The sequence below is a fragment of the Haemophilus parainfluenzae T3T1 genome (assembly GCF_000210895.1).
GTDB classification, from domain to species: Bacteria; Pseudomonadota; Gammaproteobacteria; order Enterobacterales; family Pasteurellaceae; genus Haemophilus_D; species Haemophilus_D parainfluenzae_A.
Map to the genome: position 1 here is coordinate 45,896 of NC_015964.1, position 23,411 is coordinate 69,306.

26 protein-coding genes are annotated in these 23,411 nt (G+C 39.6%); 7 read left to right on the forward strand and 19 right to left on the reverse strand.

Annotation, left to right across the window (positions count from 1 at the left end; all coding sequences use genetic code 11):
* Positions 1 to 32: 32 nt before the first annotated feature.
* The 8 genes from ppiD to rpmH all read right to left on the reverse strand — a co-directional run bounded on the left by ppiD (position 33) and on the right by rpmH (position 6,938).
* A complete protein-coding gene (gene ppiD, locus PARA_RS00245; RefSeq protein ID WP_014064011.1) occupies positions 33 to 1,910 on the reverse strand; it encodes a peptidylprolyl isomerase in 1,878 nt (625 codons plus the stop codon).
* A 67-nt stretch (positions 1,911 to 1,977) separates the two neighbouring features.
* The gene (locus PARA_RS00250; RefSeq protein ID WP_041918184.1) at positions 1,978 to 2,535 is read right to left on the reverse strand and encodes a manganese efflux pump MntP family protein; all 558 of its coding nucleotides are present in this window, start codon (positions 2,533 to 2,535) and stop codon (positions 1,978 to 1,980) included.
* 10 nt (positions 2,536 to 2,545) lie between these two features.
* Positions 2,546 to 3,904 carry a tRNA uridine-5-carboxymethylaminomethyl(34) synthesis GTPase MnmE gene (gene mnmE, locus PARA_RS00255; protein ID WP_014064013.1) on the reverse strand — a complete coding sequence of 453 codons (1,359 nt, stop codon included), beginning with the start codon at positions 3,902 to 3,904 and terminating at the stop codon, positions 2,546 to 2,548.
* Positions 3,905 to 3,957: 53 nt separating this feature from the next.
* On the reverse strand, positions 3,958 to 4,536 hold the full coding sequence (locus PARA_RS00260; protein ID WP_014064014.1) for a hypothetical protein: 579 nt from the start codon (positions 4,534 to 4,536) through the stop codon (positions 3,958 to 3,960).
* A gap of 40 nt (positions 4,537 to 4,576) precedes the next feature.
* Positions 4,577 to 6,205 carry a membrane protein insertase YidC gene (gene yidC, locus PARA_RS00265; protein ID WP_014064015.1) on the reverse strand — a complete coding sequence of 543 codons (1,629 nt, stop codon included), beginning with the start codon at positions 6,203 to 6,205 and terminating at the stop codon, positions 4,577 to 4,579.
* Positions 6,205 to 6,468 carry a membrane protein insertion efficiency factor YidD gene (yidD, locus tag PARA_RS00270; protein WP_005695569.1) on the reverse strand — a complete coding sequence of 88 codons (264 nt, stop codon included), beginning with the start codon at positions 6,466 to 6,468 and terminating at the stop codon, positions 6,205 to 6,207. Before yidD ends, yidC begins: the two co-directional genes overlap by 1 nt.
* Positions 6,423 to 6,791 (reverse strand): ribonuclease P protein component, encoded by a 369-nt coding sequence (rnpA, locus tag PARA_RS00275; RefSeq protein ID WP_014064016.1) that lies wholly within the window; start codon positions 6,789 to 6,791, stop codon positions 6,423 to 6,425. The genes yidD and rnpA overlap by 46 nt, the downstream gene beginning before the upstream one ends.
* A gap of 12 nt (positions 6,792 to 6,803) precedes the next feature.
* On the reverse strand, positions 6,804 to 6,938 hold the full coding sequence (gene rpmH / locus PARA_RS00280) for a 50S ribosomal protein L34 (protein WP_005539760.1): 135 nt from the start codon (positions 6,936 to 6,938) through the stop codon (positions 6,804 to 6,806).
* Positions 6,939 to 7,255: 317 nt separating this feature from the next.
* Here rpmH and dnaA point away from each other — a divergent pair, with 317 nt between their 5' ends.
* The 3 genes from dnaA to recF are packed head-to-tail and all read left to right on the forward strand — an operon-like array spanning position 7,256 to position 10,822.
* Positions 7,256 to 8,623, forward strand: a complete 1,368-nt coding sequence (gene dnaA, locus PARA_RS00285) for a chromosomal replication initiator protein DnaA (protein ID WP_014064017.1) — start codon at positions 7,256 to 7,258, stop codon at positions 8,621 to 8,623.
* Between the two features lie 10 nt (positions 8,624 to 8,633).
* The gene (dnaN, locus tag PARA_RS00290) at positions 8,634 to 9,734 is read left to right on the forward strand and encodes a DNA polymerase III subunit beta (protein ID WP_014064018.1); all 1,101 of its coding nucleotides are present in this window, start codon (positions 8,634 to 8,636) and stop codon (positions 9,732 to 9,734) included.
* Between the two features lie 5 nt (positions 9,735 to 9,739).
* On the forward strand, positions 9,740 to 10,822 hold the full coding sequence (gene recF / locus PARA_RS00295) for a DNA replication/repair protein RecF (protein ID WP_014064019.1): 1,083 nt from the start codon (positions 9,740 to 9,742) through the stop codon (positions 10,820 to 10,822).
* 63 nt (positions 10,823 to 10,885) lie between these two features.
* Here recF and nagA read toward each other — a convergent pair whose 3' ends face one another.
* The 6 genes from nagA to PARA_RS00325 form a co-directional block, all read right to left on the reverse strand.
* On the reverse strand, positions 10,886 to 12,031 hold the full coding sequence (nagA, locus tag PARA_RS00300; RefSeq protein WP_014064020.1) for an N-acetylglucosamine-6-phosphate deacetylase: 1,146 nt from the start codon (positions 12,029 to 12,031) through the stop codon (positions 10,886 to 10,888).
* 36 nt (positions 12,032 to 12,067) lie between these two features.
* Complete coding sequence (gene nagB / locus PARA_RS00305; RefSeq protein ID WP_014064021.1) at positions 12,068 to 12,871, reverse strand: glucosamine-6-phosphate deaminase; 804 nt, start codon at positions 12,869 to 12,871, stop codon at positions 12,068 to 12,070.
* A gap of 91 nt (positions 12,872 to 12,962) precedes the next feature.
* Entirely contained in the window at positions 12,963 to 13,841 is an 879-nt protein-coding gene (gene nanA, locus PARA_RS00310; protein ID WP_005695560.1) for an N-acetylneuraminate lyase, read from the reverse strand.
* A 9-nt stretch (positions 13,842 to 13,850) separates the two neighbouring features.
* Positions 13,851 to 14,717: a MurR/RpiR family transcriptional regulator gene (locus PARA_RS00315; RefSeq protein WP_014064022.1), complete on the reverse strand. Its 867-nt coding sequence runs from the start codon at positions 14,715 to 14,717 to the stop codon at positions 13,851 to 13,853.
* Complete coding sequence (locus tag PARA_RS00320) at positions 14,710 to 15,648, reverse strand: N-acetylmannosamine kinase (RefSeq protein ID WP_014064023.1); 939 nt, start codon at positions 15,646 to 15,648, stop codon at positions 14,710 to 14,712. The genes PARA_RS00315 and PARA_RS00320 overlap by 8 nt, the downstream gene beginning before the upstream one ends.
* An 11-nt stretch (positions 15,649 to 15,659) precedes the next feature.
* Positions 15,660 to 16,349 carry an N-acetylmannosamine-6-phosphate 2-epimerase gene (locus PARA_RS00325; protein WP_014064024.1) on the reverse strand — a complete coding sequence of 230 codons (690 nt, stop codon included), beginning with the start codon at positions 16,347 to 16,349 and terminating at the stop codon, positions 15,660 to 15,662.
* Positions 16,350 to 16,576: 227 nt separating this feature from the next.
* On the opposite strand from PARA_RS00325, the gene nagE reads away from it, so the two are divergent.
* A complete protein-coding gene (gene nagE, locus PARA_RS00330; protein ID WP_014064025.1) occupies positions 16,577 to 18,043 on the forward strand; it encodes an N-acetylglucosamine-specific PTS transporter subunit IIBC in 1,467 nt (488 codons plus the stop codon).
* 509 nt (positions 18,044 to 18,552) lie between these two features.
* On the opposite strand, the gene crp is transcribed toward nagE, so the two are convergent.
* From crp to coaBC, 5 genes are all read right to left on the reverse strand, one after another.
* Positions 18,553 to 19,221 carry a cAMP-activated global transcriptional regulator CRP gene (gene crp, locus PARA_RS00335; protein ID WP_014064026.1) on the reverse strand — a complete coding sequence of 223 codons (669 nt, stop codon included), beginning with the start codon at positions 19,219 to 19,221 and terminating at the stop codon, positions 18,553 to 18,555.
* 16 nt (positions 19,222 to 19,237) lie between these two features.
* On the reverse strand, positions 19,238 to 19,456 hold the full coding sequence (locus PARA_RS00340; RefSeq protein WP_014064027.1) for a YheU family protein: 219 nt from the start codon (positions 19,454 to 19,456) through the stop codon (positions 19,238 to 19,240).
* 21 nt (positions 19,457 to 19,477) lie between these two features.
* A complete protein-coding gene (gene slmA / locus PARA_RS00345) occupies positions 19,478 to 20,131 on the reverse strand; it encodes a nucleoid occlusion factor SlmA (protein WP_005698358.1) in 654 nt (217 codons plus the stop codon).
* A 3-nt stretch (positions 20,132 to 20,134) separates the two neighbouring features.
* Positions 20,135 to 20,590, reverse strand: a complete 456-nt coding sequence (dut, locus tag PARA_RS00350; RefSeq protein WP_005698440.1) for a dUTP diphosphatase — start codon at positions 20,588 to 20,590, stop codon at positions 20,135 to 20,137.
* 72 nt (positions 20,591 to 20,662) lie between these two features.
* Positions 20,663 to 21,865 (reverse strand): bifunctional phosphopantothenoylcysteine decarboxylase/phosphopantothenate--cysteine ligase CoaBC, encoded by a 1,203-nt coding sequence (coaBC, locus tag PARA_RS00355; RefSeq protein ID WP_014064028.1) that lies wholly within the window; start codon positions 21,863 to 21,865, stop codon positions 20,663 to 20,665.
* 201 nt (positions 21,866 to 22,066) lie between these two features.
* On the opposite strand from coaBC, the gene radC reads away from it, so the two are divergent.
* From radC to rpmG, 3 genes are all read left to right on the forward strand, one after another.
* On the forward strand, positions 22,067 to 22,732 hold the full coding sequence (gene radC / locus PARA_RS00360; protein ID WP_014064029.1) for a RadC family protein: 666 nt from the start codon (positions 22,067 to 22,069) through the stop codon (positions 22,730 to 22,732).
* Between the two features lie 218 nt (positions 22,733 to 22,950).
* Positions 22,951 to 23,187: a 50S ribosomal protein L28 gene (rpmB, locus tag PARA_RS00365; protein ID WP_005599762.1), complete on the forward strand. Its 237-nt coding sequence runs from the start codon at positions 22,951 to 22,953 to the stop codon at positions 23,185 to 23,187.
* An 11-nt stretch (positions 23,188 to 23,198) separates the two neighbouring features.
* Positions 23,199 to 23,369 carry a 50S ribosomal protein L33 gene (gene rpmG, locus PARA_RS00370; RefSeq protein WP_005613503.1) on the forward strand — a complete coding sequence of 57 codons (171 nt, stop codon included), beginning with the start codon at positions 23,199 to 23,201 and terminating at the stop codon, positions 23,367 to 23,369.
* Positions 23,370 to 23,411: the final 42 nt, after the last annotated feature.

Genomic DNA, 23,411 nt, shown 5'->3' on the forward strand with positions numbered 1-23,411 from the left:
AGAAATTGATGATAAATGACATTTCAATCGGATTAGTGAGCCGCACCTTCTTCTGAATCATCTTGATTAATAAAGCTGGTATTAATCTCGATTTGCGCTTTTTCACGCAATGCTTGCATTAACTGTCCTTGCAATTCGCCTTGACGCGCACGAACAAGTTGAGTGCTAAATTTCGCTAATTCTTGTTCACTTAAAGTAGGCTCTTCTACACGTTCAAGAGCAACCACAACCACATCACCTTTGCTGTTACGAGCAACTTGATAAGCCGCTTTACCATCTTGTGGTTTGGCAATGGCAAATACACCTTCATAAAGCACTGGATCTTTATTATCCATTAATGTAAAGGTTTGTGGCTCCCCAAAACTAATACCTGCTGGTAATTTAGTTGGATCGGCAGATAGCGCTTTAACGGCTTGCTCTGCTTTTTCAGTCAATACTTTATCGGCTTTTTCACGTTTTAAGAATTGCTCAATCGTTGATTTCGCTTCATCAAGGCTTTGTAAACCTTCAGCTTTATGATCCACGACACGTACCACAACAAATTCATTTTCACCAACCGTTAATGGCTCAGAATTTGCGCCACCGTTTGCAATATCTGATTCAAAAATGGCAGAAGTCACATTTGGGAAATTTAACGCCGCAGGGACATTATTTTTACCGAAATAATCTGTTTCTTCTACTTTCACGCCTGCAGCTTCAGCTACCGCAGCTAAAGAATCACTGCTTTCTGCTGCTTTTGCACGAACCGCTTTTTCTACCGCTTGGAAACGACTTCCTGCTAAGTTTTTACGTACGCTATCCGCGATTTGCTCTTTCACTTCGTCTAACGTACGTTCTTTACGATCTTGCACTAAAATAATATGGTAAGCCCCATCCACATTAACTGGTGTGCTATATTGACCAACATTTAATAATAATGCGGCATCTTCAAAGTTTTTCGGTAATTCGTTGTCTTTTACCCAACCTAATTCACCACCTTGTGCACCAGAAAGTTTATCCACAGATTTCGCTTTTGCTAACTCAGCAAAATCAGCGCCTTTTTGCAGTTCTTGATAAACCGCATCCGCTTCTTTCTCAGTCGCTAATTGGATGTGTGCTAATTTTTGGCTAATGAATTGCGCTTTATTTTCTTGATAATATTGCGCAATTTGTGTTTCAGTGACAGGTTGTAACTTACCTAATTCATTTGCTGAGACGCGAATATATTGGACTTTCGCCTGTTCAGGTTGAACAAGTGATTTCGCATTCGCATCGTAATACGCTTTAATTTCTTCTTCTGTTACTTTTTGTTTTGCCACTTCATCGGCTAATGGAAGTGTTGCAAGACGAGCGATACGTTTTTGGAAAAAGGTTTGTGCACTATCTTTTACTTGAGCTGGCACAACAAATTCACTGTCAGCCAGACCGTTTTGCATTTGTTCAAGTGTTAATGCATTACGTAAAATAGCCGCATAGGTATCGGATGTTAAACCATTTTGAGTCAATAATTGTTGATAACGGGCATTATCAAATTTACCGTTAGATTGTAAGTTAGGATCGCTTACAATCGCACGTTTGATCATGTCGTCACTTACACCTAATTTTAATTCTTTGGCATATTGACGGATTAATTCTTGATCCACTAAACGTTGAATTAAATTTTGACGAAGTGCGGTCACAAATTCCACAGAGTCAGTTTTCGCTAAGAAACTCTCGCCTTCTTGTTGTGCTCGCGCTTCAAACTCTTGGTTATAACGATTTAAGAAATCTTGTTGAGAGATCGTTTCGCCATTCACTTTTGCAGCAAAACTCTCGTTGCCACCATACAAATAGCCAGACATCCCACCAATTAAAAATGAAACTGGAAGTAAAGCAAAGATCGCTTTCCCGATAAAGCTATGGGCGACGCCATGCATTTTTTCAATTAACATTCAATTATTACCCTTTTAAAAAAGACAAAGTTCGTAAGATTATAATCTAAAAGGCGAAAATTCGCACTTAAAAAACACCGTGTTCGTGCAGGATTTTCACGGCTATGACTAATAACACTAAACCGCCAAAAATTTCTGCTTTGCTTTTGAATTTTTTCCCTAAAAAATGACCGCTCTTTACACCAATAAAAGAGATGACAAAGGTTGTTAAACCTATGATGAAGACGGCCAATAAAATGTCCACGGAAAGAAAAGCAAAAGAGACACCGACGGCTAACGCATCAATACTCGTTGCTACACCAAGTGTTAGCAAATGTTTTAAACTAATCAATGAGGGAGCGGGTTCATCATCCGAGCTAAGTCCTTCTCGAATCATATTCACACCGATGAGCGCAAGCAAAACAAAGGCAATCCAATGATCCCAATTTTGAATCATCTGACTAAATTGCAGCCCGACAACATAGCCGATTGCCGGCATGATGCCTTGGAATAACCCAAAGCAGCATGCAATAGCTAATGCTTGTTTCCATCGAAAAGCGCGCATTGCTAAGCCTTTTGAGATGGAAACTGCAAAGGCATCCATCGAAAGACCAAGAGCAATGACCCACAACATATGAAAAGTCATAAACTAAAGTTTATTTTCCAATACAGAAAGAACTGAAAATATTGCCGAGTAAATCATCCGAAGTAAATTGCCCCGTAATTTCACTCAGGTTAGCTTGAACTAAACGAAGTTCTTCCGCCAATAATTCACCAGCATGAAACTCGGTTAATTGGACTAACCCAATTTGCAAATGTTCGGCCGCTTTTTCTAAGGCATCAAGATGACGACGGCGCGCTAAGAAACCGCCCTCCATCCCGGTTTGGAAGCCCATTGCCTGTTTTAAATGCTCTCGCAACAAATCTACACCTTGATGTGTTTGGGCTGATAAGTGAATGGTCGTTGTTCCATTTTCTTCTTTTAGTCCAACCGCCTCGCCACTTAAATCTACTTTATTGCGAACGATAGTCACCGGCATATTATTCGGTAATTTTGACAAAAATTCTGATCGCACTTTTTCAATATTTTGGCTATCCGGATCGCTACTGTCTAACATCAAAATAATGCGATCGGCTTGCTCAATCTCCGTCCACGCACGCGAGATCCCGATACGCTCAACTTCATCTGTCGCTTCACGAAGTCCTGCAGTATCAATAATATGTAAAGGCATGCCATCAATATGAATATGCTCACGCAACACATCGCGCGTTGTTCCCGCAATATCAGTCACAATAGCTGCTTCTCTGCCCGCTAAAGCATTCAGTAAACTGGATTTACCTGCATTTGGGCGACCGGCAATCACCACTTTCATTCCTTCACGTAAAATCGAGCCTTGTTTTGCTTCGCTACGGACTAAATCAAGTTGATTGATAATTTCTCGTAATTTTGCTTCGATTTTACCGTCTGCCAAAAAGTCAATTTCTTCATCGGGAAAATCAATCGATGCTTCCACATAAGTACGAAGATAAATCACGGAATCCACTAACTGATTCACTTTATTAGAAAATTCACCTTGTAATGATTTTAATGCTGAACGAGCAGCTTGCTCCGAAGTGGCATCAATTAAATCCGCAATCGCTTCTGCTTGAGCTAAATCTAATTTATCGTTTAAAAAAGCTTGTTCAGAAAATTCACCTGGACGCGCAAGACGAACACCATCAAGTTGTAAGATTCGTTTTAGTAACAAATCTAATACCACTTGTCCGCCATGACCTTGCAATTCCAATACATCTTCACCAGTAAAGGAATTCGGTGATTTAAAATAAAGCGCAATGCCTTGATCTAATACGGTGCCGTCAGCATCTTTAAAAGGTAAATAATCTGCCATTCTTGGTTTAGGACATTTACCTAGTACCGCTTGTGCCACTTCAACCGCTCTCGGGCCAGATACACGCAAAATACCAATACCGCCACGTCCTGGCGCTGTCGCTTGTGCGACGATTGTTTCTTTCATAAAAACTCACTAAAAATTGACCGCTCTAATATTGCGGTTATCTTGAGGAAAAATTAATTGGAAAGAGCATTAAGTTTCATTACTTCAGATGCATCAATATAGGAGAGCGAGCTCGTTCTTTTTTTATAAATTTGGAGTATTTGCCCATTCTCTACCGAATTATAAACCTTTTTAGAAGTGAATCGTTCATTTCCATATTGATTGGATGAAATATAAATACTATATACCGATTTGTTTTTACGCTTATAAGTAACCTCGGCTATATAGTTTTCTTCTTGTCCCCAAATGGAAACATAGAAAGTTAAGAAAGTGTTTGAAAGTAAGAAAAAGCAACAAAAAAAACCACTACACATAATAATATACCCCAATACTTTCATGAGTATGTGATAAAAAATATTTTCTTTGGGTTTCTTTTTATCGGAAGCTCTTTTAGGTTTTGCCTTCCTTTGTAAAAGGACATTTTCCACTTCCCAATAAATCACGACAAAAAAAAGAAGAATGCTTAATACAAGGGAAACATAAACATCAAGACGTGCACCAGGAAGTAGGGTCTTATCCGAAAACGTAGGATATATAATTAACCCAATTAAAATAAATAACGAAATGACTTTTAGTCTTGTATTGAACATCATAAATATATGTAAAAACCGCACCCAAAGGTGCGGTTAGTGATTATTTTTTACGGGTATGTAACCCTTTTTTCTCTAAACCACGGTAGATCATTTGTTGTTGTACGATAGTGATTAAGTTAGACACTAACCAGTACAGTACGAGACCTGCCGGGAACCAGAGGAAGAAGAACATGAAGATCAACGGCATGAAGTTCATCACTTTTTGTTGCATTGGATCTGCAACTGGAGTCGGTGACATTTTTTGTAACAAGAACATTGACCCGCCCATTAAGATTGGGAGAATGTAGTAAGGGTCTTGTGCCGATAAATCTTGAATCCAACCAAAGAATGGAGCATGGCGAAGTTCAACCGCTTCCATAAACGTCCAGTATAATGCGATGAAAATTGGCATTTGAAGGATTAATGGTAAGCAACCGCCAAGTGGATTCACTTTTTCTTCTTTGTAAAGTTTCATCATTTCTTGGCTCATACGTTGGCGATCATCACCAAAACGTTCGCGCATTTCTTGCATTTTTGGTTGCAACATACGCATTTTCGCCATAGAAGTGTATTGTGCTTTTGTGAGCGGATATAAAATCGCTTTCACCACTAAGGTTACGCAAATAATTGCCACACCCCAGTTAGATACAATACTTTGAATGAACGTCAATAACCAGAATAATGGTTTCGCGATAAACCATGCCCAACCGTAATCGACGGTTAAGTCTAAATGGTTAGCCACTTCAGCCATTTTGTTTTGTAATTTTGGACCTGTCCATAATGAGCTGGTAATTGTTTCTGTTGCACCCGCTGGAACAGATACTACTGGACCACGATAACCAATAGACGCAACGTTATTTTTGCTGTCTGTAATACTATAAAGTTGGTTATTTACATCTTGATTTGGGATCCAAGCTGATACGAAATAGTGTTGTAAAACAGCAACCCAACCTGCTTTGGTATCGATAGAAAGATTTTTATCTTTCATATCGCTGAAGCTGTATTTTTTGTAATTGGTTTCTGAAGAAGAGTACGCACCACCGGTATAAGTAGGCATTGCCACGTTACCGCTGCTTTCAACTAATGTGTGTTTTAATTGGCCGTAAGGTTCAACTTCAATTGCGCTACCACTTTGGTTCACAATTTCAAAGTTAACACCTACATCGTAACTATCACGTTTTAACACAAAGATTTTACGATAAGTCACACCATCTTTTTCAAATGTTAATGGCACAGAAAGTTCATTTTGACCTTCTGCTAATTTGAAATTATCACCACTAACTTGATACTGCGCGCGACCTGCTTTTGTATCGATCCCGTTTTTACCGATCAAGCCGCTTTGTGCAATGTAAACATGCTCGTTTGTATCTTTTAACAAGACGAAAGGTTCTTTTGAACCTAATTCTGCATCATATTTTAATAATTCTGAACTGATTACATCACCACCTAATGTATCCACTTTCAAACGGAATACATCATTTTCTAATGTAATAATGTGACCTTTGGTTTGTGAGTCTGCCACTACTTCGGCAGATGAAGAAGAACTTGCCGGTACATCAGAAGAGGCGGTTGTTGTTTGTTCCGTGGTCTGTTGTTGAACCGGTGGATTTTTATCAAGTTGCCATTGCTGATAAACAAGGAAAGAAATAAAGAGTAGTGCAAGCACTAATAGGCTACGTCTTGAGTCCATTATTTTTTCTCATCGTTATTATTAATCTTTTTCGGCGGAACAGGATCGAATCCACCGGCGCTTAAGGGGTGACATTTTAATACACGTTTTAGCGTAAGCCAACTACCTTTTAACAATCCATGTGTTTTTAACGCCTCAATACCATAGCAAGAACAGGTTGGCACAAAACGACAACGCGGCCCGATTAAAGGGCTAATCGCTACTTGATAAAACTTAATTAAAGCGATGAGGATTTTTGTGCCAAACGAATGTGACGTGCCCATAATTTATCCAAAGTTTGTAAAAACGTTTGATTATCAAGCTGACCAATGCCACGTTTCGCCACAAAGACAAAGTCACAAGAGGGCAAATTATGTTGGGATAAACGAAAACTTTCACGAACTAAACGTTTAATACGATTACGATCGTGCGCTCGTTTAAGATGTTTTTTAGCCACAGTTAAACCTAAGCGTGGATGCTCAAGATTATTTTTGCGTGCGAGAATGGTAATTTCAGGGGTGCTTGCTCGAAACGGTTGTTCGAAGACATTTTTGAATTGAGTGGGAGTTAACAATCGTAACTCCCGAGAGAAGTTTAGCTTAATCACTAAAAGAGGTGATTATGCAGATAAACTCTTACGACCTTTAGCACGACGACGAGCTAAAACTTGACGGCCGTTTTTAGTTGCCATACGAGCACGGAAACCGTGAGTACGGCTACGTTTTAATACAGAAGGTTGAAATGTACGTTTCATTGTAATCTACCTAAATCAAAATGGTTTACTGTTTTGATATTCAAAACACAACAAGGGTTATAAAAAATAGACCGCAATTTTAATCATAAATTGGGCTTTCGTCAAATAAGAAAAGAGAAAATTCCGAAATAATCTTCCGTTTCTTCTAAAATCGTGGGGATTATACGGATTTTGGGCAAAATCTCAAGCAACCTTTTTGTCTTTTTTTGATGACCAACAGAAGATCTTTTGCCTAAATTATTGTAAAATTCTCTCCGATTTTTAACCGCACTTTTGCGGCTTTTATTTATACGCATATAACATAAGGATAATTTATCGTGAGCCTTTCCAACCTATGGCAAGATTGCTTATCACAACTACAAGATCAGGTTTCTCCGATGGATCTCAGTACTTGGTTACGCCCACTACAAGCGGATGTCATCTCGCAAGATCAAGTGGTGTTATATGCGTCAAATATGTTTGTGAAAAGCTGGGTGGAAAATCATTACTTGGCTCAAATTCATCAAATTTGCCAAGCCCTTTCTAAAAATCCGAATTTACAAATTATCGTAAAAGAAGGGGTAAAACCGGCTCCAAAAACAATTGAACCAGACCCGAGTCAAACAGCTAATCATCAAGAAAGTGCGGTGAGTTTTCAGCAAGAATCTGATGCGCCGACTAAATTTGAATCACACCTAAATCGTAAACATTTATTTGAAAACTTTGTTGAAGGTAAATCAAACCAACTCGCCCGTGCTGTCGGTCAAAAACTCGCTCTCGCACCTGGTGAACCAACCGCAAACCCATTCTTTTTATATGGGGGTACAGGTTTAGGTAAAACTCACTTATTACACGCAATCGGTAATGGCATTTTAGCGAATAAACCGAATGCTCGCGTCCTTTATATCCATGCCAATAACTTTATGCAACACATGGTAAAAGCAATGCGTGATAATAAAATGGATCAATTCAAAAAATTCTATCGTTCCCTTGATGCATTATTAGTGGATGATATTCAATTCTTCGCAGAAAAAGAAAAAACACAAGAAGAATTCTTCCATATTTTCAATAATTTATTTGAAACTGGCCGTCAAATTATTTTGACCTCTGACCGCTATCCAAAAGAAATTGAAAAAATTGAAGAACGCCTAAAATCTCGCTTCGGTTGGGGTTTAACGACTGCGATTGAACCACCTGATTTAGAAACTCGTGTTGCGATTTTGCTGAAAAAAGCGGAAGAACATCATATGGAGCTGCCAGAAGAAGTGGCATTCTTTATTGCCCAACGCTTACGCACCAATGTTCGTGAATTAGAAGGTGCCTTAAACCGTGTGAAAGCGATGCAAGACTTCAAAGGTGGTCACATTGATATTGATTTTGTCCGTGACACATTAAAAGATATTCTTGCCTTACAAGAGCGTTTGGTAACCATTGAAAATATTCAAAAAGTCGTGGCAGAATACTATCGAATTAAAGTGGCGGATTTAAAATCAAAAAGCAGAGCAAGATCCGTCACTCGCCCACGCCAAGTTGCGATGGCGTTAGCAAAAGAATTAACCAATAAAAGCTTACCGGAAATTGGTCGTGCCTTTGAACGCGACCATACGACAGTTTTAAATGCTTGTCGTGAAGTGCCTAAATTCCGTGAAAAAGACAGCAGTATTCAAGAAGACTGGGCGAATTTAATTCGCACATTATCTGCATAAGGAGCCAATGATGCAATTCAGCATTTCAAGAGAAAATCTACTAAAACCCTTACAGCAAGTTTGTGGCGTATTGAGCAATCGTCCGAATATTCCTGTATTAAATAACGTGTTATTACAAATTGAAGATAACCGTTTAACGATTACAGGTACAGACCTTGAAGTTGAGCTTTCTAGCTATACTCAACTTTCTTCTTCAACCGCTGATGGCGCTTTCACTATTCCGGCTAAAAAATTCTTAGATATTTGCCGTACATTATCAGATGAATTTGAAATTACAGTCACCTTTGAAGAAGATCGCGCTATTGTAGAATCAGGTCGCAGTAAATTTAATCTCACTACTCTGCCCGCTGAAGAATATCCAAATCTAACGGATTGGCAATCTGAAGTGGATTTTGCCTTACCGCAAAGCACCTTGCGTCGCTTAATTGAAGCAACCCAATTTTCAATGGCAAACCAGGATGCTCGCTATTTCTTAAACGGCATGAAATTTGAAACGGAAGGTAATTTATTACGTACGGTTGCAACTGACGGTCACCGTCTTGCGGTTTGTACGATCGAATTAGACCAAGATCTGCAAACTCATTCAGTTATTCTGCCACGCAAAGGTGTATTAGAACTGAATCGCTTATTAGAAAGCAGTGACGAACTTGCTCGTTTGCAAATCGGCACGAATAATCTTCGTATTCACTTAAACCACATTGTGTTTACCTCAAAACTTATTGATGGTCGCTTCCCTGATTACCGTCGTGTATTACCACGTAATGCAACTCGTATCGTAGAAGGTAACTGGGAAACCTTAAAACAAGCTTTTGTACGCGCTTCTATCCTTTCAAATGAACGTGTACGTAGCGTGCGTTTAAACTTAAGTGAAAACCAACTTAAAATTACCGCATCTAACCCTGAACACGAAGTGGCAGAAGAAATCGTGGATGTGAATTACCAAGGCGAAGAAATGGAAGTGGGCTTTAATGTGACTTACATTTTAGACGTATTGAATGCCTTAAAATGCCAACAAGTACGTATTCGCCTCACTGATGCATCATCAAGCTGCTTAATTGAAAACAGCGAAGATGCAAGCGCAGAATACGTCATTATGCCAATGCGCCTCTAGAAATAATGGCCATTTCCCGCTTAATTGTTGAAAAATTTAGAAATTTAAATGCCGTGGATCTTGAATTTGATCACGGCTTTAACTTTTTAGTCGGCAATAACGGCAGCGGAAAAACGAGCTTATTAGAAGCAATTTTTTATCTCGGGCATGGACGCTCTTTCAAAAGTGCTGTCGCAAATCGCATCATTTCTTACGACGAACCTCATTTCACGCTTTTTGGCCAAATTCAAGAAAGCCAGCATCAATGGTCTGTTGGCTTACAAAAACTTCGTCAAGGTAATACCATTGCGAAAATAAATGGTGAAGACGGTAATAAAATTGCCGATCTCGCTCACCTTTTACCGATGCAATTAATTACGCCAGAAGGACTTACCCTATTAAATGGCGGACCTAGTTTTCGACGTGCATTTTTAGATTGGGGCTTATTCCACCACCATAACAGTTTTCATTCCTCTTGGGTCGCATTAAACCGCTTATTAAAGCAACGGAATGCTGCTCTTAGTCAAAACCAGCCTTATTCAGCAATTAAAATTTGGGACATTGAATTAGCTAAATTAGCCCACCAAGTGAGTGATTGGCGGGCTGAATACGCTGAAGCCTTACGTCCAGAAATTGAAAAAACCTGCCAGTTATTTTTACCTGAATTAGAGATTACTGTGAGCTTTCATCAAGGCTGGGAGAAAGAGACAGAGTATGGTGAATTACTGGCGCAAAACTTTGAGCGAGATAAAGCCATTGGTTATACGGTTTCAGGCCCACAAAAAGCGGACTTCCGCTTTAAAGCAAATGGATTACCGGTTGAAGATGTGCTCTCTCGTGGGCAATTGAAATTATTGATGTGTGCACTACGTTTAGCGCAAGGTGAGCATTTAATGATTCAAAAACAACGTCATTGTATCTTTCTAATTGATGACTTTGCCTCCGAGTTGGACCAACATAAACGTGCCCTTCTCGCTGAACGCTTGCAACAAAGTGGTTCTCAAGTTTTTGTTACTGCAATCACTCAAGGCCAACTCAAAGAAATGCAGGTTGGTAAAGGGAAATTATTCCAAGTGGATACCGGTAAGATTACCGAATTGCAACCATAAAAAATAATCCGATCTGTTTAAGGATCGGATTACGTTTAAAACAATGCTATTTTTGACCGCACTTTAGTTTGGTTTCCATTCACCATTCAATACGGTACCTATCACATCATAATCTTTTGTGAATACCGCTAAGTTTGCGACTTTACCGGCTTCAACAGAACCTAAACGATCATCTACGCCAATCGCTCTTGCTGGGTAAAGGTTACTCATACGAATCGCTTCTGCTAATGGAATTTCTACATACTCTACTGCATTCTTAATAGATTCCATCATGGTAATCGATGCACCTGCAATCGTACCATTTGCATCGTAGCAACGGCCGTCTTTCACATAAATTGGTTTTCCTACAAAAGTGAAGGTTTCCAATTCAGGTGGCGCACCTGCAGCAGCAATAGAATCGGTCACAATGCAAAGTTTGTCACCTTTCGCTTTTTTATCTAAACGAACGTTACCAAAATTCACATGCACGCCATCTACAATAATACCCGTGTAAACATCGGAGTCTAACACGGCGCCAACTACTCCCATCGCACGTCCTGAGCTGATCGGCGACATCGCATTGTGTAAGTGAGTCGCGAAGGTTGCCCCTTTATGAAAGGCGGCTTTCGCCACTTCATAAGTCGCATTAGAATGACCAATAGACACAATAATGCCTGCTTTCACAAAATCAGGAATATATTGTACCGTTGGGTTTTCCGCGGCAATGGTCAGCTTAGTAATCACATCTGCATTATCACATAAAAAATCTTTCATCTCTGGCGTCGCTTCACGGATATATTCCGGGCGATGCACGCCTTTTTTCTCAAGACTTAAATAAGGTCCTTCAATGTGTAAGCCAAGCGCTTGATTTTTATGCTTATTCAAATACTCACGCATGATATTTACTGCATATTTAATATCTTCATCCGGTGCAGTAATAAATGTTGGTAAGAAACTGGTACAGCCTGATTTTAAATTAGTGGCTTGCATAATTTCTAATGTTTCCACGCTTGTTTGATCGTTAAACATCACGCCACCGCAGCCGTTTAATTGCAGATCAATAAAGCCAGCCGTGAGATTATGCCCTTTTAAATCAATGGTTTTAATCCCACTTTCTAATTCGCTTTGTGGAATAACGGATTGAATATATTCCCCTTCAATAACCACCGCATAATCTCTTAACACCTCATTTTTGGTGTAGATTACGCTGTTAATTAATGCATACTTCATCATACCTTCCTAAAATCAAATTAAAATTAACCGCACTTATAACACACTATGAATCGCGCGCCCTTCCAATTCAGTAAAATATTTCACTGTTTTCACTTTCAATTCTTGCAATGCAGGCTCATCACATACTAAAACAAAATGGCGATGGAGCTGTAAGGCACTCACTGTCCAAAGGTGATTAATACTGCCCTCTACGGCGGCTTGTACGGCTAAGGCTTTATTATGGCCCGTTGCTAAAATCATCACTTCTTCTGCATCAAGTAATGTCCCTACACCGATTGTTAAGGCATATTTTGGTACTTGATTTACGTCATTATTAAAGAAACGAGAATTCGCGATAATAGTATCTGGCGTTAAGGTTTTAATACGGGTACGTGAACTTAAAGAAGACGCAGGTTCATTAAAAGCAATATGCCCATCAACACCTACACCGCCCATAAACAAATGAATTTTGCCGTAAGATTTAATTTTTTCTTCATAACGTCGGCATTCTTCATCATGGTCATTGGTATTACCATTTAAAATATTGATATTTTGCGGTTGAATATCAATATGGTTGAAGAAATTATTATGCATAAAACTGTGATAGCTTTCTGGATGTTCTTTTGGCAAACCCACGTATTCATCCATATTGAAGGTCACCACATGTTTAAAACTCACTTCTCCCGCTTGATTTAATTTAATCAATTCTTGATAGGTCTTAAGTGGCGTACCACCTGTTGGTAAACCTAATACAAAAGGACGTTCTGCAGTAGGTTTAAAATGATTAATTCGATCAGCAATATGACGCGCCGCCCAACGGCTGACTTGTTGTTCATTGTTCAGAGGAATGAGACGCATAATAACCTTCCTTATCAATACCACACCGACATTCTTTCCTCCCCGATTGAAGAGAGAGGAAAGAAGTAAGTGCGGTCACTTTTCCATTAATTTATAAATATTTTGCTTTTAACTCTTTCGCTTTCGCTAATTGCTCTGGTGTTGCTTTCGCTGTCATTGGCTCACGGCAATAACCTGCATCCACACCATCTAGTTTCAATAACTCTTTGATAGTGAGATATAAGCCATTCGCTAAAATGCCTTCGATAAGATCATTGGTCACATGTTGAACTTGAAGCGCATCAGCCAATTTACCTTGTTTGGTTAATTCAAAGATTTGTCTTGCGCGTACACCATTAACGTTGAATGTACTACCAATTGCACCATCCACACCTAAAGATACTGCAGGTACCATCATTTCATCAAAACCAGCCCAAATGAGGTGATTTGGATAAGCTTTTTTCAAACGTTCTAATAAATAGAAATCCCCAGCGGTAAATTTCACACCAAGCACTTTCGGGTTTTTATAAAGTTCGCCGAATTGCTCAATACCCATGTTCACACCTGTTAAGAACGGAATTGAGTACACGATCATGTTATTGCCTGTTTCCGCAATAATGGTGTCGTAGTAATGTTTGATTTCAGGGAAGCTGAATTTGTAGTAGAAAGGCGTTACCGCAGAAAGACTGTCATAGCCTAATTCGGTTGCATATTTACCTAATTCCACTGCTTCATGTAAGTTCACGCTACCCACTTGTGCGATTAATGCGACTTGGTCTTTTGCTTCATCTTTCGCGATACGGAAAATTTGTTTTTTCTCTTCCGTAGAAAGCATGAAGTTTTCACCTGTTGAGCCGCCTACATATAAACCATCAATTTTCATCTTATCAATGTTATAGCGAATAATTTCACGCAAGCCTTTTTCATTGATAGAGCCATCTTCATTGAATGATACTAATAACGCACTAAAAATACCTTTTAAGTTACGCATTTTTCTCTCCTATTTAATACGTTGTTCTAAAATGACATTTAATGTTTTTTGCTTTATTTTGACCGCACTTTCCTGCGATGCCTGTACCAATAAAGCATAAATTAAATCTAATACGAATAATTGAGCAATCTTCGTGCCGATAGAGTCGCCTTGTAACTTGCCTTGCTTATTGCCATTCACCAAAACAAGATCAGCATATTCAGTGATGGGAGAACGCAAGCTGTGCGTAATCGCAATGGTTTTGGCGCCATTTTCTTTCGCGATTTTCATGGTATGAGTGGTTTCTTGAGAATAGCCGGAATGGCTCAAACCAATTGCCACATCTTTTTTCGTCAATAAAGATGCCTGCATATACATAAAATGGTTGTTACCTGTCGCATCCACTTGCACACCGATACGCATGAGTTTATTTTTAGCATCTTCCGCAGTAATACCCGATGTGCCTACACCAAATAAAAAGACACGATTTGCTTGCTGAATGGCTTTTACTGCTTCTTCCAGCTGCTCAAAATCCAATAAATTAATGGTTTCATCCATCACGTTATTGATGGCTGATTTAAGTTTATGCGCAATATTCAAGGAGTTATCAGAATCGGTAATATCTGAATCTAATACGGTGTTATCTTTGCCATCCTTCGTCGCAAGCTCGATGGATAATTCCAATTTAAAATCACTGAAGCCTTTAAAGCCAAGAGTGCGACAAAAACGCACAAAGGTTGCTTCCCCGACTTCTAAATGGGCGGCAATTTCAGCTAGAGGACATTGCACCGCAAGATCAGGATTCAGTAAAATCGCATCCGCAATTTTCTTTTCAGTTTTCGTTAAACTGCGATATAACGAGCTGATGGTATTTAAAATATTGCCATTTTTAGCCATAAACCACTCCCGTATTTTTTGCTTGTAATAAGCAATCTTTTACCCAGTAAGCTGCACCAATCAAGCCAGCATCTTGCCCGAATTTAGCACTTTCTAATTCACAATGATAAACAGCGGGAAGTTCACTTAATAAAGATTGAACCAACGGTAAATAACCTTCTGCTAATCCGACACTACCACCAACTACGACTTTCTGCATATCTAAGCCAATCTTCAAATCTGCAATTAAATTCGCGATGGCTTGAGCTGAACGAGTCACAAGTGCGGTCGCTTTTTCATCATTTTGACGGAAACGCGCAAAGACTTCTTTCGGATCACAAGGCTCATCCCACTGAGAAGAAACCGCTTCAATCGCGCGACCAGATGCAATGGCTTCAACACAACCACGGCGACCACATCCACAAACGGGGCCATTAGGATCGGCTAAAGTATGACCAATATGTCCTGCTATGCCATTTGGCTCAGTAAGTAAACGATGATTTAAAATTAAACCGCCCCCTACTCCTGTAGAAACCGTAATAAAGGTAAAGTTTTGAACATCATTAGGATTTTGTAGTTGATACTCGGCATAGGCTGCCGCTTGCACATCATTAAGTAAGCCAATTGGTTTATCGGTGTGCTGTGCAATACTGTCTTTTAATGGGAATTGGGCTAATCCACCCAAGTTTTTAGGGTTAAGTGCGGTCAGAATGCCTTGATTAATAATGCCTGTTGAAGCAACGGCGACATAATCAAACTGCCCTTCATATTCTTTTAGCAACTGAGCAAGGGTTTGATGCATCGCTTGCGCAGCATCATCTTGTGGCGTGGAAATCTGTTTTCGCTGCTGAATCTCACCATTTTTCACTATAGCAGAAGCGATTTTCGTGCCACCAATATCTAATGCCAAACAACGCTGTAATGTCTGACCACTATCCACTGTTAATGACATATCTTCTTCCTTTATTTTTTCGCTGAATGAATGGCTTCGGTGAACCAACTTACGATATGCTCTAAACGAGTCAATGCAGAACCAACTGTCACGCAATAAGCACCAATTTCAATCGCCGTTTTCGCCAATTCAGGGGTGTTATAACGTCCTTCCGCCATGACTCGACAGCCTGCTGCTTTCAAATCTTTAACTAATTGATAATCCGGTTCTTCCGGCACAGCGCCACCTGTATAGCCTGACATCGTACTCCCCACGATATCAAAACCGAGTTTTTGACAGTACAAGCCTTCTTCTAAATTCGAACAATCCGCCATGGCTAAACAGCCTAATTCGTGGATTTTTTTGACCGCACTTTCAATATCTACTGGTCTAGGGCGATTTGTCCCATCCACGGCGATAATATCAGCACCAGCTTTCGCTAAATCTTCAATATCATGCAAAAATGGCGTGATTCGTACAGGGCTGTCAGGTAAATCACGTTTCACAATACCAATAATCGGTACATTCACAGTAGGGCGTGTTGCCTTAAGATTTTCTATGCCCTCGATACGCAATCCAGCGGCACCACCAACAACAGAAGCCTGTGCCATGGCTGCCACGATTTCTGGTTTATCCATCGGACCGTCATCGACAGGCTGACAAGAAGCAATAAGACCAAATTTGATTTTATCTAAGACTTCATTATGTGATAATTTCGACATATAAACTCCTACATTAGACAGTAACACTTGGTTTCCTTTTGGCTTTTTGGCCATTATAGTAAAACGCAGTAAAACTTGCACCATAAAAAAATATTTTTTGAAGTACAATTTCAAAATTTGTGATCGGCTTCTCAATTTTGAGATAAAGTTGCCACATTTGTACAAAATATTTTTTTTTACTTTAGAATATGAAGTAATACTTCATTACTTATAAATAGGAGAAAAAAATGAATGTGTTAGGTTATGCGCAAAAAATTGGGCAAGCCTTAATGGTACCTGTTGCTGTCTTACCAGCAGCGGCTGTACTGATGGGTATTGGTTATTGGCTTGACCCAGATGGCTGGGGAGCTAACAGTCAACTTGCTGCATTTTTAATTAAATCAGGCGGTGCTATCATCGATAACATGGGCCTGCTTTTTGCCGTTGGCGTTGCTTTCGGTTTATCTAAGGACAAACATGGTTCCGCTGCACTTTCAGGTTTAGTAGGTTACTATGTGGTAACCACTCTACTTTCACCTGGCAGTGTTGCTCAACTACAACATATCGATGTGAGTGAAGTGCCAGCTGCCTTCGGGAAAATCAATAACCAATTTATTGGGATTTTGATCGGAGTGATTTCAGCTGAACTTTATAACCGCTTCTATCAAGTAGAATTGCCAAAAGCACTCTCCTTCTTTAGCGGAAAACGCCTTGTGCCAATCGTCGTTTCTTTTGTCATGATGTTCATCAGCTTCGTATTGCTTTACATCTGGCCATATATTTTCGGCGGTTTAGTATCATTCGGTGAAAGCATTAAAGACTTAGGCGCGGTTGGTGCTGGTCTTTACGGTTTCTTCAACCGCTTACTCATTCCTGTTGGCTTACACCACGCATTGAACTCCGTATTCTGGTTTGACGTCGCAGGTATCAATGACATTCCAAACTTCTTAGGTGGTGCAAAATCACTTGCTGAAGGTACTGCAACGGTTGGTGTAACGGGTATGTATCAAGCCGGTTTCTTCCCTGTTATGATGTTCGGTTTACCGGGTGCCGCATTAGCGATTTATCTCAGCGCTAAACCAAGTCAAAGAACTAAAGTGGCATCAATCATGCTTGCGGGTGCGTTTGCCTCATTCTTCACTGGTATCACCGAGCCATTAGAATTCTCTTTCATGTTTGTTGCACCAGTGCTTTACTTCATCCACGCGGTATTGACCGGTATTTCCGTCTTTATCGCGGCGACAATGCATTGGATTGCAGGCTTCGGTTTCAGTGCGGGTCTCGTGGATATGGTGCTTTCATCACGCAACCCATTAGCCGTTGAATGGTATATGCTAATCGTACAAGGCTTAGTATTCTTCGTGATTTACTATGCAGTATTCCGTTTTGCAATTAAAGCTTTCAACTTAAAAACATTAGGTCGTACAGAAGAAGCAGAAGAAACCACTGCAGCACAACCAGCAGCGAGCCAATCTCGCGAAGAAAGAGCGGTCAAATTTATTGATGCTTTAGGTGGTGCTGATAACTTCAAAAATATTGATGCTTGTATCACTCGCTTACGTTTAAGCTTAGTGGATCAACACAAAATTAATGAAGAACAGCTCAAGTCTCTTGGCGCAAAAGGTATCGTGAAAATCGGTAATGATGGCTTACAAGTGGTTCTCGGCCCTGAAGCTGAACTTGTGGCAGAAGCCATGAAACAAAAAGTGAAATAATACACACCAAATGAAATGCCGACTCAGAAATGGGTCGGTATTTTTTTGCTAAAAATAAAGTAAAAAATGACCGCACTTTAGCCAATGATTTATCAGTTGAAGTGAGTTAAATGAATGTTTGAAAAGTGAAGATTGTTTTGAAGGGTGGTGGAACTAAGCAGAATTGGTCTTAACAGCAAGTGGCTTACTGCATCGCATCCCTGCGGGATTTCTACCTAGCCCACCATAGATTTAAAGCATCTCTGGGGTTCCAGTCTGCGATATAAAATTAAAAGATTAAGAATCTTTTAAAAGCCACTTATATATTCAGGAGACCAATCCTGACTTCCAAACAAACCACATTGGAAGGCTGTATTATGATAGAAGTCTTCCGCAATTTTGTCAATTAAGATATTGCACTAAAAGAAGTATTTTTTCGCTTTTTGTATAAAAATTAACAAAGGCATTTCAACTATCACATCAATGTAACAAAAACAAAATAACCGTCTGATTAAAGACGGTTATTTTTGCTATCGAGTGCCGTAAACAACAATGGTTTTGCCGTGCGCATGAATGAGATTCTGATCTTCCAGCATCTTAATTATTCGCCCTACGGTTTCACGTGAACAGCCCACCATTTGACCGATTTCCTGACGCGTAATTTTAATCTGCATACCATCAGGATGAGTCATAGCTTCAGGTTGTTTTGCTAGATGCATAAGCGCCTGAGCAATACGCCCTGCCACATCTAAAAAGGCCAGGTTAGTCACTTGTCGAGACGTGTTTTGCAAACGTTTTGATAACTGAGAAGTAAGGAACATTAAAATCTCAGGATTAATTTGAATAAGCTGACGATATTTTTTATAGGAAATTTCCGCAATTTCACAAGGGGTTTTCGTTTTCACCCAAGCAGAACGTTTCGAGCCTTCATCAAATAAACCTGCCTCACCAAAAAATTGTCCGGCACCTAAATAAGATAAAATCATCTCTTTGCCTTCATCATCTTTCGATGAAACCATCACGGTTCCTTTAATTAAGAAATATAAAATATTGGCATCTTCCCCTGCATGTATTAAGGTCGATTTTGCAGGATATTTATGCAAATGACAGTGAGTTAGGAACCAATCCAGAGCAGGATCGCGCTGCTGATCATCGTCTTGTAACTTTTGTTCTTCAAGTAATTCTACATCTTCTGACATATAAGCTCCTATTGATTCATTTTAGAAATTCCATTTTATCTTTTATATCAATGGATTCATGTAATTCTGACCAAACAATCACTGCACTTCCATTGTGAATCTTATTTAGTAGGTGTTGTTTTTTTTGTTCTAAAGAAAATTCGTGTGAACCATAATCGGTGCCTTCCCTAAGTACCACACTTTCCACAATATTTTCTAAGGTTTCTTTTGGCAGTTCTTGCCATGGAATAATCATATATTTATCAACTAAAGTCAATTAAGCAAAAAGCGGTTCAAGAAAACGCCATTGCTGTTCAAAACTTTGATTTGCGCCTAAACGGAAATTTGTACGGACATAACGCATAAACTGCCCTTCACAAAGCGTCACTAAATGCCCTGCAATAATACGTTCATCGACATTAAAACCACGCCCTTCGCGTAATTTTCGCATTTGTAAAATATTCACAAATTGCATTTCAAGGCGATCGAAAAATTGCGCGACACGAGCCTGTAAAAGTGGCTCTTCAAACATCAAGGCATGTCCGGTCAAAATACGTGTCAAACCAGGATTTTTACGTGCAAAGTCGAGGATCATCTGCATAATGTCACGCACTCGATTCATGGTGTTTGTTTCATTACGAATTGATGTGGTGATACGGCTAAATAAATTCGCTTCAATATTATCGATCAACGCTTCAAACATTTTGGTTTTACTTGGGAAGTAACGATAAAGTGCCGCCTCTGACACCCCCACTTCTTCCGCTAAACGCGCTGTTGTCATACGCTCCATTCCACGTTCAGAATGTAGCATATGCGTAAGTACCGTCAACACTTGTTGACGACGTTCTTTTACCGTGCGTTTTTCGATTTTTGGCGGTTTGATTTCCGCCGCAATCTCATCAACTTCAACGAGAGATAATTGTTCTACCATAGTTTATTTTTTACCTGAATGACCAAAACCGCCCTCACCGCGTTCAGTTTCGGTAAATTCACTAACAATATTGAATTCCGCTTGTACGACTGGCACAAAAACTAACTGTGCGATGCGATCACCGACTTCAATTTTGAACGGTTCATGGCCACGATTCCATACCGAAACCATTAATGGACCTTGGTAATCTGAATCAATTAAGCCCACTAAGTTACCTAATACGATACCGTGTTTATGACCTAAACCCGAACGAGGCAGAATCACTGCTGCAAGGTTCGGATCGGCAATATAAATTGAAAGGCCTGTTGGGATAAGTTTAGTTTCGCCTGGCTGAATTTCAATGCCCTCTTCAAGCAATGCACGTAAATCCAAACCTGCTGAACCTTCGGTTGCATAGGTTGGTAAAGGAAATTCGTTGCCAATGCGGCTATCTAAAATTTTTACATCAATTTTTTTCATGCTTATTATCCTTTAAAAGAAATCTTAAATACAAAAGTGCGGTCACAAAATCTAACGAATTTTGAGCCTATTTTATTTGTGATAATGCTCAACAATTTCTGTGACTAACACTTCTGCCAATTTATTTTTATCAGCTAACGGCAACGATTTTTCGCCTGTTTTCCAAAAGATCTGCAAGGCATTTTGATCTTGTCCGAATACTTGCCCACCCGATACATCATTCGCACAAATCATATCTAAATTTTTTCGTTGAAGTTTGCTCTTCGCATATTCAGCGACATTTTGCGTTTCAGCTGCAAAGCCTACAACAAACGGACGATCTTTTTCTAAACTTGCCACACTTGCGATAATGTCTGGATTTTTCACCAATTTAATAGAAAGCTCATCGTTATCATTGGTTTTCTTGATTTTTTGTTCAGCAACTTCCGCGACTCGATAATCTGCTACTGCGGCACAGCCAATAAAGATACGATTTTTGACCGCACTTTCAAGAGAGGCTTGCCACATTTCATGGGCGGTTGTCACATCAATACGATGAACGTTTTTCGGCGTAGCGAGATTAACAGGACCTGCAATTAAGGTAACATTAGCCCCACGCTTAGCAAAGGCCTCGGCAATCGCAAAGCCCATTTTGCCTGAGCTGTGATTAGAAATATAACGAACAGGATCAATAGCTTCACGCGTCGGGCCTGCTGTAATGGTAACGCTTAAATCAGCTAAATCTTGTTGAACGGCAAAAAGTGATTGAAGCGACTCAAAAATTTCAGCGGGTTCAGACATTCTCCCTGCGCCCACATCACCACAAGCCTGAAAGCCACTATTTGGTCCAACAAAATGAATGCCTCGAGCAGAAAGGGCGGTCAAATTTTGTTGTGTAATCGCCTGGCGGTACATTTGCTGATTCATAGCCGGTGCGAGCAAAATAGGGGCACTTGTCGCAAGACAAATCGTACTTAGTAAATCATTTGCCATTCCAACGGTTAAACGTGCAATAAAATCGGCGCTGGCTGGTGCAATCACAATCGCATCAGCCCATTTTGCGAGCTCAATATGCCCCATGGCTAATTCGGCTTGAGGATCAAGTAAAGATTGAGAAACCGCATTGCCCGAAATGGCTTGTAGCGTTAAAGGTGTGACAAATTCAGCGGCAGCGGGTGTTAAAGCCACTCGAACTTCTGCGTTAGATTTGCGTAATAAACGAATAAACTCAATGGTTTTATAGGCGGCGATGCCTCCTGTAATCCCGACAACAATACGCTTTCCGCTCAAGCTCATTTGCTACTCCGCTACGACTTAATAGAATGGATATGTTTTGTGTGTTAGTACTTAACAACTTAAGGTCGCCTATTTTACTTCAAATTTCACCAATAAAAAATTTTATTTTTGCGATCGCTATACCAAAAATAAAACTGACAATTCGCAATACTTAAAAACATCATGAAAATTGACCGCACTTTTTTCTTTTCATTAATTAATATGCAGACAAACTCCCCCTTAATGCCTCGTGAAAAACTGTTGAAATATGGTGTTGAAGCCCTAGAGGATCACGAATTACTTGCTATTTTCTTACGCACTGGGATTAAAGGTTGCCCTGTCATGGCATTATCACATAGCGTGCTGCAACATTTTGGCTCTCTTCGAGCCTTATTAAGTGCAGATAAAGAAGCCTTTTGCAAAGTAAAAGGATTAGGCATTACGCAGTTTATTCAACTACAAGCCACCACAGAAATGACCAAACGCTATCTCAAACAAGAATTGCTGATAGAACATGTATTTAGCGACACATCCACGGTAAAACTTTATCTTCAAGCAGAGCTTCACCACGAAGAACGTGAAATTTTTATGGTGTTATTTTTAGATAATCAACATCGTTTGATTAAAAAAGAGCGGTTATTTTTAGGCACAATTAATGTGACGAATGTTTATCCTCGTGAAATCATCAAAGAAAGCCTTTACTGCAATGCAGCCGCATTAATTTTAGCTCATAATCATCCTTCTGGTATCGCAGAACCCAGTTATTCAGATAAAATGATCACACAAAAAATTATTGAAGCCGCCGAGTTAATGGAGATTCGTATTTTAGATCATTTTATTGTCGGCAAAGGGACTTGTTATTCTTTTGCAGAGCATAATCTGTTATAGTTTTAGGGAATTTGATGATTTTTTTATCGTTCATTTCCATTTAAAGACGGAAAAATCGCTTTTAGACTTGAGAAATGAAAATAAAGTCAGTATAATTTGCGACCTTTAATATAGTAAGTGGGTCGGATACTGCGACCTGACGAGGAAGCAAGCTTAGTTTTAAGCTTCATTATCCGAACCATAAGCTCGAGCTTATATTTAAATTATTGGAGATTATTATGTCTAGAGTTTGTCAAGTAACAGGCAAGCGTCCAGCTGTGGGTAACAACCGCTCACACGCGTTGAATGCGACACGTCGTCGTTTTCTTCCAAACCTTCACACTCACCGTTTCTGGGTTGAAAGTGAAAACCGTTTCGTGACCTTACGTTTAACTGCGAAAGGTATGCGTATTATCGATAAAAAAGGCATTGATGCAGTGTTAGCTGAAATCCGTGCTCGTGGCGAAAAAATCTAAGGAGCTAAAACATGGCAGCTAAAGGCGCTCGTGAGAAAATCCGTTTAGTTTCTACAGCAGAGACTGGTCACTTCTACACAACTGATAAAAACAAACGTAATATGCCTGAAAAAATGGAAATCAAAAAATTTGATCCAGTAGTGCGTAAACACGTTATCTATAAAGAAGCAAAAATCAAATAATTTTGCTGATTTGAAAAAAGCCCGACATTGTTCGGGTTTTTT

Bases quoted from the DNA above. Each gene is read 5' to 3' on its own strand.
- ppiD (WP_014064011.1), bottom strand. From the start codon at position 1,910: ATGTTAATTGAAAAAATGCATGGCGTCGCCCATAGCTTTATCGGGAAA.
- PARA_RS00250 (WP_041918184.1), bottom strand. From the start codon at position 2,535: ATGACTTTTCATATGTTGTGGGTCATTGCTCTTGGTCTTTCGATGGAT.
- mnmE (WP_014064013.1), bottom strand. From the start codon at position 3,904: ATGAAAGAAACAATCGTCGCACAAGCGACAGCGCCAGGACGTGGCGGT.
- PARA_RS00260 (WP_014064014.1), bottom strand. From the start codon at position 4,536: ATGATGTTCAATACAAGACTAAAAGTCATTTCGTTATTTATTTTAATT.
- yidC (WP_014064015.1), bottom strand. From the start codon at position 6,205: ATGGACTCAAGACGTAGCCTATTAGTGCTTGCACTACTCTTTATTTCT.
- yidD (WP_005695569.1), bottom strand. From the start codon at position 6,468: ATGGGCACGTCACATTCGTTTGGCACAAAAATCCTCATCGCTTTAATT.
- rpmH (WP_005539760.1), bottom strand. From the start codon at position 6,938: ATGAAACGTACATTTCAACCTTCTGTATTAAAACGTAGCCGTACTCAC.
- dnaN (WP_014064018.1), top strand. From the start codon at position 8,634: ATGCAATTCAGCATTTCAAGAGAAAATCTACTAAAACCCTTACAGCAA.
- recF (WP_014064019.1), top strand. From the start codon at position 9,740: ATGGCCATTTCCCGCTTAATTGTTGAAAAATTTAGAAATTTAAATGCC.
- nagA (WP_014064020.1), bottom strand. From the start codon at position 12,031: ATGAAGTATGCATTAATTAACAGCGTAATCTACACCAAAAATGAGGTG.
- nagB (WP_014064021.1), bottom strand. From the start codon at position 12,871: ATGCGTCTCATTCCTCTGAACAATGAACAACAAGTCAGCCGTTGGGCG.
- nanA (WP_005695560.1), bottom strand. From the start codon at position 13,841: ATGCGTAACTTAAAAGGTATTTTTAGTGCGTTATTAGTATCATTCAAT.
- PARA_RS00315 (WP_014064022.1), bottom strand. From the start codon at position 14,717: ATGGCTAAAAATGGCAATATTTTAAATACCATCAGCTCGTTATATCGC.
- PARA_RS00320 (WP_014064023.1), bottom strand. From the start codon at position 15,648: ATGTCATTAACAGTGGATAGTGGTCAGACATTACAGCGTTGTTTGGCA.
- PARA_RS00325 (WP_014064024.1), bottom strand. From the start codon at position 16,349: ATGTCGAAATTATCACATAATGAAGTCTTAGATAAAATCAAATTTGGT.
- nagE (WP_014064025.1), top strand. From the start codon at position 16,577: ATGAATGTGTTAGGTTATGCGCAAAAAATTGGGCAAGCCTTAATGGTA.
- crp (WP_014064026.1), bottom strand. From the start codon at position 19,221: ATGTCAGAAGATGTAGAATTACTTGAAGAACAAAAGTTACAAGACGAT.
- PARA_RS00340 (WP_014064027.1), bottom strand. From the start codon at position 19,456: ATGATTATTCCATGGCAAGAACTGCCAAAAGAAACCTTAGAAAATATT.
- slmA (WP_005698358.1), bottom strand. From the start codon at position 20,131: ATGGTAGAACAATTATCTCTCGTTGAAGTTGATGAGATTGCGGCGGAA.
- dut (WP_005698440.1), bottom strand. From the start codon at position 20,590: ATGAAAAAAATTGATGTAAAAATTTTAGATAGCCGCATTGGCAACGAA.
- coaBC (WP_014064028.1), bottom strand. From the start codon at position 21,865: ATGAGCTTGAGCGGAAAGCGTATTGTTGTCGGGATTACAGGAGGCATC.
- radC (WP_014064029.1), top strand. From the start codon at position 22,067: ATGCAGACAAACTCCCCCTTAATGCCTCGTGAAAAACTGTTGAAATAT.
- rpmB (WP_005599762.1), top strand. From the start codon at position 22,951: ATGTCTAGAGTTTGTCAAGTAACAGGCAAGCGTCCAGCTGTGGGTAAC.
- rpmG (WP_005613503.1), top strand. From the start codon at position 23,199: ATGGCAGCTAAAGGCGCTCGTGAGAAAATCCGTTTAGTTTCTACAGCA.